11 protein-coding genes are annotated in these 18,017 nt (G+C 39.4%); 6 read left to right on the forward strand and 5 right to left on the reverse strand.

Annotated features, from left to right (window positions below; translation table 11 throughout):
- Window positions 1-2: 2 nt before the first annotated feature.
- From D0C36_RS23580 to D0C36_RS23590, 3 genes are all read left to right on the forward strand, one after another.
- On the forward strand, window positions 3-2,330 hold the full coding sequence (locus tag D0C36_RS23580) for a DUF262 domain-containing protein (protein WP_117394197.1): 2,328 nt from the start codon (window positions 3-5) through the stop codon (window positions 2,328-2,330).
- The gene (locus D0C36_RS23585; RefSeq protein ID WP_117394198.1) at window positions 2,314-5,400 is read left to right on the forward strand and encodes a type I restriction endonuclease subunit R; all 3,087 of its coding nucleotides are present in this window, start codon (window positions 2,314-2,316) and stop codon (window positions 5,398-5,400) included. Before D0C36_RS23580 ends, D0C36_RS23585 begins: the two co-directional genes overlap by 17 nt.
- Before the next feature lie 80 nt (window positions 5,401-5,480).
- Window positions 5,481-5,969, forward strand: coding sequence for a hypothetical protein (locus D0C36_RS23590; RefSeq protein ID WP_117394199.1), 489 nt, complete (start codon window positions 5,481-5,483; stop codon window positions 5,967-5,969).
- 459 nt (window positions 5,970-6,428) lie between these two features.
- Here D0C36_RS23590 and D0C36_RS23595 read toward each other — a convergent pair whose 3' ends face one another.
- Complete coding sequence (locus D0C36_RS23595) at window positions 6,429-9,614, reverse strand: SIR2 family protein (RefSeq protein WP_117394200.1); 3,186 nt, start codon at window positions 9,612-9,614, stop codon at window positions 6,429-6,431.
- Between the two features lie 836 nt (window positions 9,615-10,450).
- Between D0C36_RS23595 and D0C36_RS23605 the strand changes: the two genes are divergently transcribed.
- The 3 genes from D0C36_RS23605 to D0C36_RS23615 are packed head-to-tail and all read left to right on the forward strand — an operon-like array spanning window position 10,451 to window position 14,409.
- Window positions 10,451-12,115, forward strand: a complete 1,665-nt coding sequence (locus tag D0C36_RS23605; protein WP_158557188.1) for a sensor histidine kinase — start codon at window positions 10,451-10,453, stop codon at window positions 12,113-12,115.
- Window positions 12,112-12,870, forward strand: coding sequence for a LytR/AlgR family response regulator transcription factor (locus tag D0C36_RS23610; protein WP_117394203.1), 759 nt, complete (start codon window positions 12,112-12,114; stop codon window positions 12,868-12,870). The genes D0C36_RS23605 and D0C36_RS23610 overlap by 4 nt, the downstream gene beginning before the upstream one ends.
- A 12-nt stretch (window positions 12,871-12,882) precedes the next feature.
- The gene (locus D0C36_RS23615) at window positions 12,883-14,409 is read left to right on the forward strand and encodes a TlpA family protein disulfide reductase (RefSeq protein ID WP_117394204.1); all 1,527 of its coding nucleotides are present in this window, start codon (window positions 12,883-12,885) and stop codon (window positions 14,407-14,409) included.
- Between the two features lie 289 nt (window positions 14,410-14,698).
- Here the strand turns inward: D0C36_RS23615 and D0C36_RS23620 are convergent, their stop codons facing one another.
- The 4 genes from D0C36_RS23620 to D0C36_RS23635 form a co-directional block, all read right to left on the reverse strand.
- Complete coding sequence (locus D0C36_RS23620) at window positions 14,699-15,460, reverse strand: LytR/AlgR family response regulator transcription factor (RefSeq protein WP_117394205.1); 762 nt, start codon at window positions 15,458-15,460, stop codon at window positions 14,699-14,701.
- Window positions 15,441-16,460, reverse strand: a complete 1,020-nt coding sequence (locus tag D0C36_RS23625) for a sensor histidine kinase (protein WP_117394218.1) — start codon at window positions 16,458-16,460, stop codon at window positions 15,441-15,443. The genes D0C36_RS23620 and D0C36_RS23625 overlap by 20 nt, the downstream gene beginning before the upstream one ends.
- Window positions 16,461-16,531: 71 nt before the next feature.
- Complete coding sequence (locus tag D0C36_RS23630) at window positions 16,532-16,963, reverse strand: hypothetical protein (RefSeq protein WP_147322091.1); 432 nt, start codon at window positions 16,961-16,963, stop codon at window positions 16,532-16,534.
- 10 nt (window positions 16,964-16,973) lie between these two features.
- Window positions 16,974-17,933, reverse strand: a complete 960-nt coding sequence (locus D0C36_RS23635) for a heme-binding domain-containing protein (protein WP_158557189.1) — start codon at window positions 17,931-17,933, stop codon at window positions 16,974-16,976.
- Window positions 17,934-18,017 lie beyond the last annotated feature (84 nt).

Below are 18,017 nucleotides of genomic sequence, written 5' to 3' on the forward strand. Positions count from 1 at the left end.
GCATGAGCACTATTACCATCTGGAATATATTAAATAACGCCTTGCCCGGGCATGATATAAAGCGAGGCATTGAGATCCCCATGATACAGAGGGACTATGCTCAGGGAAGGAACAATAGCAAAGCAAATGAGATCCGCACTGTTTTTTTAACTAAAATAAAGGAAAGCGCAATAGGTGTTATAAAAGAAAATAAACTACCGTTAGAGCTTGATTTTGTATACGGATACATTGACGCAGGCGCATTTATACCGCTCGATGGACAGCAAAGATTAACAACCTTATACCTGCTACATTGGTACATGGCTTTTAAAGAAGGTCGTTTAGATGAAATATTAAGTCCTTTATCAAAGTTCAAATATCAAACAAGACGATCATCACTGGATTTTTTAAATAAGATAAATACCGAATTAACGAAGGAAGACCATGATGAGATTTTTAATAAAAAAAACACCTTTGAGTCGGTAATAACAAATAAGAACTGGTATTTTATAAGTTGGAAATACGACCTTACTATCCAGTCAGCTTTAACTATGCTTGATGAAATTCATAGTGTGTTTAATGATTCACCTATTGGTTTAGACCATTTAATAGATGAGCACAAACCTTGCGCTGTTTTTAATTTCCTCGATATTAAAAACTTTGGCATATCAGACGATCTATATATAAAGATGAATGCGAGAGGCAAACCTCTTACCAATTTTGAAAATTTAAAAGCAGAGCTTGGGCGCTTTATTAAACAATCTCCCTTCAATGATAAGTATAACTATGCTTTAAAACATAGCGGTGGCTCGAAGCCTGTAGATGTAGAAACCTATTTTGTTACTCAAACCGATACGCTATGGAGTGATTTCTTTTGGGCGGTAAGAAATAAAGAAACAAATGAATTTGATGACAAGCTGTTGAATTTGTTAGCGTTTATTGGGTTAAATGAAGTTATAAAAAAACACCTTGGCCACTATATATTCGATGCTGTTATTCGCAAACTTGACAGTCACGAAGGAAGCCTTTCTTATTTCCTTTTTCAATCTCTTGGACTATTGGACGAAGACTCTATAATTACTTACATAGATACACTTGATCTGCTAGTGTCGGATAATGAAGTTGTTAAAACCTACCTAGTAGACAAAAAATATCTTGATAAAGTAAATATCATATACAGTTCTTATAAAAAAGATTTCAAAGCTCGATATGAAGAAAGAAGTTTGTTTTACGCTATTTTCAAATTTTTAGCCAAACATCAAAATACAGTTAAACCCAATGAGTTGAAAAAATGGGATCGTTTAATAAAAAACTTAATACCCAACACAACTTACAATGACTCGAAGGATTTTGTGAGCACAATTTCTTCTGTTGACAGGCTTATTGAATCATACAGTGGCAATATATACAGCGATTTTGTGGATCTCGACATTAGAGGTTTTGATGGCCAACAAATCAGGGAAGAAAAATTAAAAATATTACTAATGGCTAAGTCAGAGCAGTGGGAAGCGTTTATCCTTAAGGCAGAAGAACATCCCTATTTAAAAGGTCAAATTATGTTTTTGCTTTCCTTTTCGGGAATATATGCCAGGTACCTTAAAAATGAATTAGAGTGGACAAGTGTGGCAGATGAGGCCTTGTTAGATAAAATAACACAATACTACAACAAGTTTATTCAACTTTTTGACGACAACGGCTTAAGAACATTTGACAAAGAGCTTTTTAGAAGAGCATTACTTGCTAAAGGAGATTATTTATTATACTCAACTAATTGGTCGTTGCTAAGAAATAATCATCGCGATATAAGCTGGAAACGACTACTTAAGGAAACCGGAAATAAAACAAGCGAATATTATTCACCTCGTTGCGGCTATTTGCATCAATTATTCGACGAACTTGACATCAATGATATAAATGGTAGTTTAAAACGCATCATTGATAGTCACGATAGTAAAGATTGGCGTAAGGATTTTATTGAGAACCCATCATTGATTGAAATGTCATACGAGAAATACCTTAAATTCTTTGATAATGATGATATTTATGTTTTAAGAAAGTCGAAATATAATAAATACGCCGATCCTGAAGTAAAATCGGTTTTGCTTAAAAAGCTGCTTGTTAAAAAAGGATTTAAACATGATGACATTAAATTAGAATTTATTGAAAGTCTAAATCAATTCGGCATCTCACAAATCAAATCAAAAAAAACAAAAGTTATTTACAACCATAACGGAGCTAAGCAATACCTGGTTAGGGCGAGAGGTAACGACGACTTCATCTCTGATAAACCTGAACAAGTTGTAAAATACATAGTCGATTTATATCAAGTTGCTCATGCCAAGTCAAACTAACGAACAGGCCTTAGAGGCAGCCATTGAAAAACATCTAACTGGCACCACTGTTGAGGAGCTCAAACCTACAAGTGTTTTCAACGCTGTTGCTGATAGAAATGAGCTTTACCGCGCAGGTAAAGGTTACTATGTTGGTTCACCTCATGATTTCAATGTTAGGTTCGCTATTGACGAGGAACGATTCTGGGATTTTTTGAGCACTACCCAAAAGGATGAATTAGCCAAACTCCAAAAGCAAAGCGATTGGAAGCTAAAGATATTAGAACGGCTGGATAAGATGATCAAAAAGCATGGTATAATCCGTTTGTTCCGCAAAGGTCTGGACGTTGACGATGCTTATTTCACATTACTATATCCGTTACCACTGGCCAGCAGCAGTCAAAATGTAAAAGACAATTTCGAATCCAACCAATTTAGTGTTACCCGTCAAGTGCGTTATTCGGCAGCCAATCCAAAGGAAGAGATTGATATGGTGTTGTTTGTAAACGGCCTGCCTTTCTCTACAATGGAACTAAAAAACCATTGGACTGGGCAGAACGCTAAGGTACACGGGCAAAACCAATACAAATTCAAGCGCGATATTACGCAGCCATTGTTAAACTTTGGCAGGTGTATAGTACACTTTGTGCTTGATACCGATGAGGTGTACATGACGACCAAGTTAGATGGCGCGAATACTTTCTTTCTGCCTTTTAATTTGGGCAACAACTTTGGAAAGGGAAATCCACCTAATCCTTTCGGACACAAGACAACTTACTTGTGGAACGAAATCTTAACCCGCCAAAGCGTAGCCAACATTATACAGCACTTTGTTAGGTTTGACGGTAAAGAGATTGACCCTTTAAACAAGAAAAACCTATACTTTCCGCGCTATCATCAGTTAGACGTGGTGCGCCGATTAATAAAAGATGCTTCACAAAAAGGCGTTGGGCAAACTTATCTTATTCAGCATTCCGCAGGTTCGGGTAAATCCAACTCCATAACCTGGGCGGCTTATCAGTTAATTGAAACCTATCCCGAAAGCGAAAGTACGCCAGGCGGCAGAGGCATAAATAACCCATTGTTTGATTCGGTTATTGTGGTTACAGATCGCAGGCTTTTAGACAAACAGTTACGAGAAAACATTAAGGAGTTTTCGGAAGTAAAAAACATTGTTGCTCCGGCTTATTCAGCCAAAGAACTAAAAGAAAACCTTGAAAGCGGCAAAAGAATTATCGTAACCACTATTCAAAAGTTTCCTTTCATTGTAAATGGCATTGCCGATCTAAGTCACAAGCGTTTCGCTGTAATTATTGACGAGGCACATAGTAGCCAAAGCGGTTCAGCATCTGACAACTTAAATCGTGCAATGGGTGCCGTAGTCGCCGAGGAAGAAGACCCGGACCCGCAGGACAAGATATTAGAAGCGATGAAAGCTCGTAAAATGGCAGACAATGCTTCCTACCTCGCGTTTACGGCAACGCCCAAAAACACTACGCTTGAAAAATTTGGTATAAAACAGGATGATGATAAGTTTAAGCCTTTCCACTTGTACTCAATGAAACAAGCCATTGAAGAAGGCTTCATTTTAGATGTTCTGGCCAATTATACTACTTATAAAAGCTATTACGAAATAGAGAAATCCATTGAAGATAATCCGCTATTCGACACAGCCAAGGCACAGAAAAAATTGAAAGCCTTTGTAGAGCGGCATGAGCAAACCATAGCTACGAAAGCAGAATTGATGCTCGACCATTTTATAAGCAAAGTGGTAAACACCAAAAAACTTAAAGGTAAAGCTAAAGCAATGGTGGTAACACAAAGTATTGAGTCGGCAATACGGTACTATTTTGCTTTACAAAACCTGCTTAAAAAGCGCGGCAATCCGTTTAGTATTGCAATTGCTTTTTCAGGAAAAAAGACTATTGACGGAATTGAATATTCAGAGGATACTTTGAATTATTTCCCACCACATTTAGATACTGCCAAACCAACTGAGCCTGGATATATAAGCGATAAAATAGCTCGGTATTTCAATATGGATGAGTACCGTATATTGGTGGTTGCCAATAAATATTTAACCGGGTTTGACCAGCCAAAGTTATCTGCAATGTATGTAGATAAAAAGTTGCAGGGAGTGTTAGCTGTACAGGCATTATCAAGGCTAAATCGTGCCGCTGATAAATTGGGTAAGAAGACGGAGGATTTGTTTGTATTGGACTTTTTTAACTCTACAGAAGATATTAAAGCGTCGTTTGACCCATTTTATACCTCAACTACGTTAAGTAAAGCAACAAACGTAAACGTCCTTCATGACCTGAAAGGGGTTTTAGATACAGTAGGTGTCTACGAGTGGCACGAGGTTGAGGATTTTGTGACGAAATATTTTGATGGTGTTAACGCTGAAGAACTAAGTACCATTATAGATATTGCAGCAGAGCGATTTAATAGAGGTTTAGACCTTGAGGACAACGAAAAAGCCGACTTTAAAATAAAAGCTAAACAGTTTGTTAAAATTTATGGTCAGATGGCTGCAATTTTGCCTTATGAGGTATTAAATTGGGAAAGGCTGTTTTGGTTTTTAAAATTCCTTATACCCAAGTTATTAATAGCCGACCCTAAGCAGGATGCTTTAGACGAGCTTTTAAATTCGGTTGATTTATCGACTTATGGTTTAGAAAGAGTAAAGCTGAATACTTCCATTGGCTTAGATCAATCCGAAACCGAAGTTGATCCACAAAACTCAAATCCCCGTGGTGCTCATGGCGGTGATACAGAGGAAGATTCCTTAGACCTTATCATACGAAGCTTTAATGAACGGTTCTTTCAAGGATGGGAAGCAACACCTGAAGAGCAGCGAGTTAAGTTTGTAAATCTTGCGAAAAAGATTCAAGCTCACCCAGACTTTCAGGACAAATACAAAGAAAATGCTGACGTTCAGAACAGAGAGATTGCTTTTAGGAAAATCTTTGATGAAGTAATGGCTAAACAACGCAAAGATGAGCTTGATCTCTATCGTTTAGTTTCCAAAGATGAGGCTTTCAAGGCGGCCATGCAGGACACCTTGAAAAGGGTATTGAATGTTCGCTAAGCTATTCGGGTAAACTTCAAATCCGTCTTTTAAAAGGGTTAAATGCCTACCACATAAATAATCATTTTATAAGCGAATTTATGATCTCGAAAGTTTTATTATTAGAACAGTGTTTTGAAGTGTATGATGAGCAATCTATACTCATTTCAACGTTGCCTTGTGCTGGCAAAATATTAGCCGCATTTGGCTCATCGTTTTATGTTATCAATAATTTAGCTGACGATATAGTCGAAGTATATAACCCTTTAAGTCAACGACTATCATTCATTCCAGTTGCGGATAAGATTGTTCTAAAGGTGATTAATGATGCTATTATTGTAAGAAATGGAGTATTCATTGAGAGCTATGACATTCTGTTAAACAAGCTCTATATCAACAATACAACGGCAGCTTATAGCAAATTGACTGAACAGGCCTTGGTTGATTTAAGAAGCTCTACAAAACAACATCTAGAAATTATCAATGCTCTAAAATCACAAATGGCAGTAAATGATTATTATTCTCATTTACCACGTCTGTCTGAGATATCCAAACTACTTGATGAAATTAGGAAACTATCCACTGATTAGTGGATGGCATTATGCGAATTCCAAACTAACGTGTAAGAATGAAATATTCGGTTAGCATGCCTCAGAAAGCTGTGATTTTATGAATTTATACTAACTGGCCTATATCAAAAAATACAACCACGATTCATTGACAACTGTAAATTTAAAAAATCACGCAAAACTTAATTGTTTAAACTTGTTCGATTAAGGGCCAGGAAGGAGGAGCAAAGCCCTTTAAGCACCCTTTAAATCGTTTAAAAGCTTTAACTGTTCCACCAAATGGTTCGAATTACATCCAGTCGGGGGACATAGACATTACCGCTTATTTATACTGGAGCTCCTGAGGCTGGGCTCGAACCAAGTTTTCTATCGCAATGCAAGGGATGCCAATTTTTCTAAATCACCTGCAAAGTGGTTCGAGAAACACATGGTTGGGTGCTTCCGACTGGGCACGAATCAAATTCTAAAACGTAACCGTCCTTAGATAAAATACCGGTAGTCGTAGGTGATACCTTCCCGTTTAGACAAAAGCCGACCAATCCTTGCTATTTCATTAGATGAATTTACCGTCGCTGGCAGCTGACTGTAAAGGTCGAAAGAATTCCAGTTCATCTTAGTTAAGCCAAGGATCTCATTTGCTATTGTGCCGATATTACTTTCTCCATAATGTTTGGTGACTTTCAGAGGTCCTGGAATATACTTACCGCCTAAGTAAAATTTATAAGCCGGGTTTCTCACCGACGAAACGATTCCATGAGTCCACAAAAATGCTGTATGATCATCAAACTTGATGCAAGTGCCCCTTGGAACTGCAAAGTTATCTGCGACTGGCATAGAATCATTATCCACCTTTGTGGCAATAAATCGAATATCATCGGCATGGTTGATTTCAATCAGATCCAATGCATTAACTCCGCTACTAAGTAAACTGTCTTTTAAACCGTTGATCTCGTCATTCGTAAAATAGTTACGTTTATGAACGACTACTCGTTTAGGTAACTCATTCATGGCATTGAAAAATAACTCTTTGATTGAAAGTCCAAAACGGAATGCATCGTTATAACTAAGGTGGGGACGGTCCTGTCTATCCCAGTAGAGCTTATCTTCAACCTTGGATAACTTATATTTCAATCCTTGCCCTTCCGAATTGTATATGTGGCTGCAACCTAAAACAATATTGCCGACTTCTGCTTTTGCGCTTGATACGCTGTACCCTATTCCGGCAAAGGCCGTATTTTTATCAAGGTTTTGTAATACCCACGGTGTTCGTAAGGATTTTACATAGTATGAAAGTGATAACCACCAGTTGATTTGGCAACTTAATGGGCTTTTCACGGTATCTTCCTGAATAAATTGTGTAGCCACGCCCTTTTCAGCACAATAGGCTTTAATGTAATCATGCAGGTCGTAATGTTCATTTTCCTCGTCAAATGACGTATAGGTCAACCATCGGTTTGGAATAAATATCACAATCACTTTTTTTACTTCATCCTTTAAACTTTGATCGATTCTGTTGATGATTTTGGCGCGTAAATCAAAGGCTGTTTCCTTTAGTGTCTGCTTGGTTTCCGGCTCAGGGCAACTGAACCAATTTGCAGAATTGATATCAGGCACATTCAAGCTAACGCCATAAGTATCATAAAATCCCGGATAATCTATCAGGTAATCCTGATTTACATTATTTGAACTGACTTTGGCTAAATGAGTTTTAAGGAAACTTGAAAATACTCCTGCTTCCTGTGAACTGCAGATCACGCCAAGCCGGATAGTATTTTCAAATAATAATCCGTTCAAATTACTGTCATGCGGATTGTTTTTACTTAAGCCTCTCATAGGGTGAAAATCAAAAGGCGGTTGCATTCCCTGGTGCTTGGCGCCAAATTCCAATTCTGGTTCCTTATATTGTATGCCGTTAAAATGTAATACAGCTTTGGGAAACTTGTCATTTAATCTCACCTCAGTTCCTACACTAGGCTTGGCAATCTTTGCAAATAATGGGAGCCGGTATATTTCAAAGATAAAGCCGGACGCCGAGTTAGTAGGATATTCGATGTTTAACTTTTTATCGCTTCCCTTTAAGATGAGCTTCCTCCAGGATAAGATGTAGTCATCGAAATAATTGTTCCGTAACTTATCAAAATACGTCCGGCCAACTTCCTGCTTGATATCCTTAGTGATCCTCGCTTCGGGGTCGGAAGTTTGAACTCTGAAATCAGGCAGAATAGACAAATATGTGCGTATTCCATCTGTACTTAGCGATATTCTGATTGCTTCATGCGTACTGTAAAGTACATTTTGCAATATGCGATTGGTGGTAGCTGTTTCTTTCCAGATCAGGTCTTTGCCATTTGACTTTAAGCCATGTGGTGCAGATAATGCCCGGACCAGGGAAGAAAGCAGTAAACTGTAAATAGCTGTATCCCGCCACAAATTTATTCCGGCAATTGGCACTCTTACGACACTCCCTTTTATTTTCCCGTTGAAGCATTCATTAATGTCTGTCAATGTACCTAATGCCCAAATGCAACCCTTGTAAGGTACCGCAACGATCCTGAAGGGTTTAACCAGTTCTCTAATTGTTTTCCAAGGATTAGGCTCAATGGCTATGTCAGATTCAAATTGAAAAGCTTCCTGTGGCAATTTAATAGGAAACAGGTTACCCTTAATGATAGAATTGACCTTGCCGTTTTCAAAGGTGAAAGGTGTTTTAAGCAGGTTTTCCTTTTCACTTTTTAAATAGCCATTAAATTTACCCATTAACTCAAGGTTGTCCTTGCAGCAATTTTTGGATAAGGTGATCATTAATTTATCAAAGCCGTCGGTTGGTATATAGAAAGCGGATCTGCCGTTTTGTCTAGCAGTCTTGATAAGCGCTCTGACAGGTTCAGGAATATCGTGGCCATAGCCACACCAATACAACCTGCCTGATCCCCGTTTTGAATAAGATTCCTTCAAAGCGTCCATTACAGAAGCGTCTCGTCCGCTATACCCTGAAACAATCAAATGTTTATCATTAAGATATTCTACTAGCCGGTTACGGAATGTTTCGTCTTGGTCCTTCAGTTCTCTATCGGTGTTCTTTAAAGGGCCATATTTATAATCACCATGTAGTTTGACCAATAACAGTTCCGAAGAGTTTATCGGCCTGATTATTCTGTCTACAGAATCCAGGGTGATATCAATGACGGTATTGTTGGTTTTAATAGCTGCATCCCGGCAAAGATCATCAAAATTGGTCGTCCACACCGATTTCACTAATCCCAATTCATGTAAAAGACAAAGTAATTTATATCCAACAGATGGTTGCTTTTTTTCTGCTAGGCGCTGAAAGTATTTCCTTCGATCGTCCTCTATCGGATAACATTTCTCAATATAAACAGAGTATTCTTCAGGAGAATTAAGCCTTGGATAAATCGCTTCATTATCTAACCACTTTTGGATTGTTTGCCGGACCTGTTCGGAGCGGTCATCTAATTTTCCGCTGTTGTGCGTAGATACCTTAGTCGAATAGATATCTCTTTTCCATTCCCAAACACATTCATTAGCAGATTTGATTCCAGATGTTATAGATGCACCCGCTCCTAAAAGTACGGTGAAAAAATCTTGTCTGCTTATTTCTACCGAGCGGACAAATTGATCCACTTCTAAAACATAATTTTCAGGCATTTTAAATAATTAAGGTTATTACTGGTAGCCCTGTGAGCATGATACGGCCATTTCGAATGGAACAGTGTATGTATACCAAAAGCGACAAGGATCAGGTTTACAAATTTAATATTTCGTGTAAGTGTTGCAATAAATGCTCTATCAATGTGCAAAGATTTTGGTATCTGTTGAAAATTGTTTGGCGGTTTCTTTCGACCCGCTCTATTCGTTGTATCCTGTAAATACCAACGAGACGCCGCATAAAAAAAAAGTCTCTGATCAAAATCAGAGGCTTCTATAGTTAGCTCGTAGAAAGCGAACCCCACATTAAATTGTAGCTAAGTTTTTCAAATCGTTAAACAAATGGTTGGAAAAAAATTCAACAGGTTTCACGGAGCCAAAGAGAACCCGTTTGGATTCGAACCACAATTATATAGTTGCAAAGATTGCAAATCTGCCATCATCCGGTTCAAGTTAATAGGCTTTGTTAGGGCTACCTAACAAAGCCTATTAACTTGAATATTTAGGTAGCCGGAGCAGGACTCGAACCAAATCTTAGCTAGCTAATTTCCTCAAGTCATCTAAGAAGAGGTTCGAAAAGTTTCCCCTACGGGCTACCGAAAAAAGGCCGTAAATCAAATTCGCAGCTTTTTTGCTTTTCAGCAATTCCTACCATACACCTTAAAAACTACCGATTCAAATTTAAGCCTGTTCAATTCAAATTGGCATATCTTAATAGAGCATTAAAAGCATTACTTTGAGATATTCAATTCAAAAGACCGATGCGGGCTATAGCTATATTATCATCCTTATGCTTTTTGAGCTTTTGCTGCTCGGCACAAAAGTCCCAAATGTATTTGGATAGTATTAATCCCATTATCAAATACGATAGCCATGGCGACTCTATCCGCAAGTATTTTTCGAGCACCTATTTCAACTATGAATATTCGGCCCGAAAGGATAAGCGCATAACACTCAATGCTTTTTATTCCAATAAGCTCGCTGTGAACTACAGGCAGGCCGCAAAGAAGATACCGAAGTTAAAGGAGTATGACATCTCCGGATCTAAATCATACATATATCCAATGGATGGTTATCCCGGAAAGTATGCCATCCCTATTTTTGACTCATCAGGTATTATTGTCACTGCTAATGGGATCAATCCTGATAATGTTAATGAGTATCAGTTCAGGGTTTTGGAGGATAAGCAAAAGGTGATATTACCCTGGACAAAACCAAGACTATTTTGCAAGGCATATTTGATGACCAATATTGCCGACCCGAACAAAGCTGATGAGCAGTCTGCTTATTTAGGTCAGTTCAAGGCAACTTATGGCAAAGCCCTCACCATACAAGTGCGCAAACTAAGCATGCCCGATAGTATTAATGCTGAAGTAACGGCCTACTGGGTAAAATGGCAGCCACGCGTGGTGGGGACCTTTACCTTTTCGCAACTGCCGGATTTCCTTAAAGTCTTTAAAAAGCAATGGACAAGCCAGTTTGAGTTGGGTAAAGCTGTAGACTGGAATGAGGATGAAGCGCTGAAATTGAAAAAGGACTTTAATTACAATGAGAACAACCTCATTTTTTACCTGGATGATATCATCAAGTCAAAAAACATTATCGAATATAAGCTTGTAAATGGCAATGATAGTACCGGCTGGCAGGTAAATGATTTTGATTTTAACTTGGTTTGGCTTAAGAACCTGCAGCCGGATAAATACCAGCTGAAAATACGTTACAGTGTACAACGCAACAACGTTTACACCTATGGCTTTAACGTAAAAGCTGCTTGGTACCAAACGGTATTGGCAAAAGTTGCCTTAAGCTTATTGGGGCTGCTGGCCTGCGGTTTCCTTCTGTTGCTATGGCGATCAAGAAAGCAGGCTGGGAAACTGAAGGAACAAAATATTTTAAAGCAGCTGGTACAAACCGAGCTTAGATCATTACGGTCGCAGTTTAACCCGCATTTTGTGTTTAATGCACTTAGCTCTATACAGGGGTTGGTCACCAAGAACGATTCGCAGAACGCATCAAAATATTTACTGGAGTTTAGCCACCTGATGCGCGATTCGTTGAACGCAAGCGACCGCGAGTTTGTGAGCATATACACCGAGATAAAGATATTGGAAAATTACCTGGCTTTAGAAAAATTGCGCTTTGGGTTTTCCTATCAGATAACAGTAGACGAGGGCATCGATGCCAGCGCGCTTGAGATACCCGCCTTGTTTTTACAACCATTGGTAGAGAATGCAATAAAACATGGTATCGCGGTTTTACAGGATAAAGGGCAGTTAACGATTCAGTTTGAGAAGCTTAACCACGATATGGTAGTGAGTGTATGCGATAATGGTAAAGGATTTAATCCAGATGCGGGCTCAAAAGGATTTGGGTTGCAGCTAACCAGGGAGCGGATAGTGCTATTGAACCAAACGCTTATCGGGCAACAAATAGCGCTTTTAATAGAGCGCAAGCATAACATTACAATGTTAACCGTACATTTTAAAAATTGGCTAATATGATCAGAGCCGTTATCATCGACGATGAAAAGAACAATATTGAAAATATTGAACAGTTACTAATAAAACATGAACTGCCGGTTACTATCGTGGGCAGGGCTATTAATGCAGATGACGGTGTTAGTGTGATAGCTTCAACAGCCCCCGATCTGTTGTTCCTGGACATACAGATGCCGGACAAAAACGGGTTCGAGGTGCTTAAAGCCTTACCACACCATCAGTTCGAGGTGGTTTTTGTTACAGCCTTTGACAACTATGGTATACAGGCCATCAAGTTTTCAGCTATTGATTATTTGCTTAAACCGATAGACCCCGAAGAACTGAGACAAAGCATTGCTAAGGTAAAAGCCAAGCTTAACCAACGGAAAGCCAATCTGCAGCTGGAGAACTTAATGGATTTTATTAAGGATAAGGACGCAAAGAAAGAGCATAAACTGGCCCTGGCCTCAACTAAAGAGATAAGGTTTGTGCATACGGGCGATATTACCCGTTGCGAATCATCAAATGCGTATACCAAATTCTTTCTTACAGATGGGAAAGATATCCTGGTATCAAAACCAATTTTTGAGTACGAGGAATTATTGACCGGCTATGATTTTATTCGCTGCCATCAATCGCACTTGGTGAATATAAAATTTGTTAAAAGCCTGATAAAAGAAGATTCTGGTTACTTGTTGATGGATGACAATACCCGCATCCCTATCTCAAGAAATAAAAAAGAGCACGTAATAAAAGCCTTACATACTATAAAAAAGTAAAAACCACTTATCATGAAAAAACTGTTTATCGCAGCACTAATTTGCTGCAGCGGCTATGCTCAGGCCCAAAAGGTATCGCCTCTTGCCATTGAGGATAAGAAGATGGATGCCTATCTCCGCAACCGTAAACCCGCAACACTTACAGTGCAGATAAATAACCTGCCTGATAGCGTAAAAAAAGTTGATATTAAATACACCCTTGTTCAAATAGGCGGTCCTCTCCAGGTTACCAAACATGCAGAAACAAATGCGGCGGGGTCTGCCAAAATAGTTTTGGACCAAAATCTGCCTTACCAGCAAATATGGCTAAAAGCCGGCGAATACCTTTACGCCGGTATCTATGTAAATAGCGGTTTAACCGTTAACATAGATGCCCGCCTGATACCTAAAGATGGTGCTTATATGATAGGAGAAGGCGTAACCTACTCTGGCAGCGATGGTGAATTTAATACCGCAATGAACGAAAATACGCTGTTTAAAAAGGCAGAGCGGGGAAGTTTGTACGATAAGCTCCGTGCTTTAGGCAGTTCCAGAAATATGTATGATGCCGATAAATTCACTTTAAAAACAGATTCTGTTTTAAGCCAACTGGGGAAGATAGATGATGAGTTTATTACTGGTCATCCCAAGTATGGCAAGGCTGTTAAAAATGAGACACTATCACAGTTTTACGGAAATATTTGCGTGGCTTACTGGAATAGTGATATGCCTGCTGCAGTATTCAATAGGCTTAACGCACACCTGCCGCTGTTTACAAGTAACGATGGCATTTTGTATTATCAATACCTTGGCATTTATACGGCAAGCAGAAAGCGTTTTAAAAAGGAAGAAGCACTTAAAGGTAAGCTAAAGCTGTTTGATAGTTTGTATACCTCACAGCGCTCGGACGTGTTAAAGCTGCTTTTGTTAGACGAAGAGAAGGATAATTACAGGCTTAGCTACCCGGCCATCATCAATAGTATTAAAACAGGCTGGTGCAAAAAGATAGCGGTGGCGGAGTTAACAAGGGTTGATGCTAACCAAAAAAGGGTCGACAGCCTTTTTGCCTTGTCGAAAAAGTTAGAGAAGGCAGATATTGGTACTCCACTATTGCAATTGCCTTTTGATGCCAGCTTATACCAATTGGATACCCTGGCCAATGTTGATAATTTCTTGCTAAGCCTTAGGTCAAAATTCCCCAATAAAGCGTTGATTATTGATTTTTGGGCTACATGGTGCGCGCCCTGCCTTGCAGATATGCCCTACAGCAAAAACCTGCATCAAAACAACAAGGATCTGCCGGTTGAGTATATCTACCTGTGCACCTCAAGCGGCTCAAACATCAATACCTGGAAGAACAGAATAGGAGATCTCGGTATCCCCGGCACACATATTTTTGTGAACGATAAGATCATTGATAAACTAAAATCAGCATTGAATGCATCGTCGGGTTTCCCTGCCTATGTGGTAACGGATGTTGATGGTAAAATAAGATTGTCTGGTATCACTAGTATTGGAGGTTTGGACAAGGAGAGTTTGAAGAAAGCAGTTGGGCTGTAGAGATTAGATCCGCTTGATTCTTAAGAATCAAATAAATGTGGTTTTTGGCAGGGTACTCCAGTCCTTGTTTTTTATAGAACGTTGCTGTTGTTATTAATTACGATCAGTGGCGCGGTAGCCCCTAGGGGAATCGAACCCCAGTTAATTGGTCTTTCGTTCATTCAAAAATTTTAGTTGTTTAACGATTTGGTTCGGATTATGCCCGGTCTGGGGACATCTAGGCTTGTCCAAGGGCTGGGCTCGAATCATAGCTAAATATTGGCGATGTTATTCAATCAGACATGGAATTTCAGCGCTCTTCCATCCAGGTCAAAAAACTGTGTGACTTTTCTTTATTGATCAGCAGCTTTTCAGGCGTATCAATTACGAGTTTAACATAAAGTTTGCGCAGAAAATAATGCTCGACCTCTTTAATTGCTTTGAAGTTGACCAGATACTGGCGGTTCACCCGAAAAAATCGCTTTGCTGAAACAGAAGCGGCAATATTATCAAGCGACTGGCTCAGCGTATATTCCTGCCCATCAAAACACATCAAAGAAGTGGAATCATTACGTATGTAGAAAAAAGCAATATTATCTGTTTGGACCGTGGCGTACTTTTGATTCTTAAAAACCAAAAAGCTCGTTTTGCCGCTTTGCGGGCTAAGCCGCTGAAGCAAACTTTCGATGTCAGGCGTTATCTTCTGTTGAAAAAAATTCTTCAGATCATCCACCTTTCGTAAGGCTTCTTTAATATTCTCTTTAGAAAAAGGCTTTAACACGTAGTCAACGCCATTACTTTTAAAAGCTTCCATTGAATATTCATCAAATGCCGTACAAAATACTACCGGGCAGGTAATCTTTACTGATTTAAAGATTTCGAAAGACAAACCGTCTGCCAGCTGAATATCCATAAAAATGAGATCGGGTTGTGCAGTCTCCGAAAGCGCTGCAACCGAATCTTCGACGCTCTGGTATTGGCCGGTAATGCGGGCATTTGGCTTTATTTCTTTAATGATAGTTTCTAGAGAGCGGGCTGTCCGCAGCTCGTCTTCAATGATTATGATGTTCATAAATAAGTGGCAATTTTACTTTAAAATTTTTATCATCGTTTGTGATCTCAATATTCTTATCAAGCAGGTGACTGTAACGTAAACCTATATTTTTCAGCCCGACACCTGTTGAGCTCACATCTCCTTTTTTTACCTGCAATACATTTTCTACAATGATGTACTCTCCGTCTTCGTAAATGGTGATGTATAAAGGGCGGCTTAAGGAAACAACATTATGCTTGATGCAATTTTCTATCAGTAATTGTAGAGTAAATGGTGGTATCAGGGTCTTTAGCGTTCGTTCGGTAAGCGTTGAAGTGAATTTTAATCCTTCCTCAAAGCGGGCCTTTTGCAAAAAAAGGTAGGCATTCATAATTTCCATTTCCTCATGCACATGTATCAGGTCAAGCTTACGGCTTTCCAGTGTAAACCGGTAAAAGTTGGAAAGCTTGAGGATAAAGTCAACCGCTTCTTTGTCTCCCGTTTCGACCATGGCCTTTAAGGTATTAAGGCTATTAAATAGAAAATGTGGATTGATCTGCTGTTTCAATAATTCATACTGAGCCGCCAGGTTATCGCTTTTGATCCTGTCTAATTCCATACTGACATGCTGGTTTTCGTAGTTCTGCTGCAAAAGATTTAAAAACATGTAGAATACCAGGTTGATGAGTATACCCCGTACCTCGACCATCAGCATAGTGGGGCCGAAATTGATATGAGACAGTATCAGCTGCTGCACCCATGCCAACCCGAACATGACCACCAACCCAAAAGACAGCGAACTCAGCAATTTCGTGTACGATATACTTTGTATACGCCTGGTGTCTTTTTTTCGTGACAGCATATAGATATTGAAATACCACATCAATACGGCAAATGCAGCAGTAATGCCGGCGTTTACCGCCGCCTCGGCAACGTTAAATTTATGAGAGGCCAGTTGCGGTACTGATGAAAGCAAACCCAGGGTAACAGCGCTAACCCAGATAGTGGTATGTGATATATGCAGTGGTGATCTTTTCATTAACATTATATTGATCAGCCAACGGGCTGAAGATGAACAAAGCTATTTATTTAGCTTTATTTACAGAACTGCTATGGAAACAGCAAGGCCCGGTGCGAGGTAATACCTTTTATTCTTATATCGGCATTACCCGTAACTTGGCCTTGGGGTATCTTATATTTGAAGGCGATGGCATTTTTATCTGCAGCATATGAAGTGACCAGTTCAATACTTTGAACCGCACCATTAATGTAACTGCCATACCAGTATTTATTATTGGCCTGCTTAAATGTTACCAATTCAAATACCTCACCTTTATCGTGTATGCCTGTTTTAGCGCTTTGTAAGGCAAGGGCATTACCATACAAAAGGGATATGGTTTGCTGTTTGCGGTCAGAAAAAGAGGTGATCACTCTCAGGCCATGAGCGTTGTAAATGATTCTTTTGTGGACATCATTGGATGTATCATTGGCGCATCCGTATGATCCGGCAATTACGAATAGTAACATTGCAAATATCTTCATGCGTATCATTTTATTTTAGATCTTTATTTTCTAAGGGAATGCTGAATACATAGCCCGTTTCATCAGCTATCTTGTGGCAATTGTAACAGGTGGTGTTGAATGCCGCCGTTTCACCATAAGGTTTAAGACCCTTACCATTAAATCTACCAAATCCCCAGCCTTTACTCTCAGGAAAACGCTTTTCATCCTTGATCATGATCTGGATGTTGTTAAATGCTCCCGGGTAAACTTCACCATTCTTTTCCTCAATGATGTTGTAAACTACTTTGACAATTGCTGCACCATCCGGAAAGGGTTTGATACGCCCGCTTTGGATGGCGTTAACGGTTACTTTGTTCCCGTAGATGACACGCATCGTATGGTTATCAAAGCGGCTGGTCGTACTGATCACTTCCCAGTTTTTGTAATCCGGAATAAACCGGACGCCATTGGGCGCCACAGCTATATTTTTAGAAGCAGTTGATTTGTCTACCAAAACTTTTTGCTCTTCTTCAGCACTTTTGATCTGCGAACTATCATGGTATCTTGTCGGGCTGATGCTCACTACGTAGTTTTTAAGTACTTCTACATCGTGCGGGGTAAGCTTAGCCTCCGGATGCAGTATGGTATAACTGTTCAGCGGCATTTTACCTGCAAGTACCATGTTCACCATTTCCCATAAACGCACTTGCTGATCTGTTGCGCTAAGCGTGTCGAAGGTGGAAAAGTTGAAGCGCGACCGGGCTACCTTAACATCATGATTGACCAGCCATGATACCGGAGCTACCTTATCATACCAATTGAATTTCGATTCGTTGGAATGACAGTCATAGCAGGCTTTCCTGAAAATTTTGGCCACTTCTTCCGATGCATTGATCGGGTGCGTTACTTTATCGTTTTGCACCGGAACCTGTATAAACTGTATGGAAATGATCCCCACTAACAGTATTCCGGCTATCGGCCAAAGCCTTAGTTTTTTTGAACTTACCATGCTGCGTAATTTTTTAACTAAGCTATAGCCCAGCATCAATTTAGGCTACTAATATTAGCACGAAGTGGACATATCGGATCTTGA

Source organism: Mucilaginibacter conchicola, from assembly GCF_003432115.1.
Classification (GTDB): Bacteria; Bacteroidota; Bacteroidia; order Sphingobacteriales; family Sphingobacteriaceae; genus Mucilaginibacter; species Mucilaginibacter conchicola.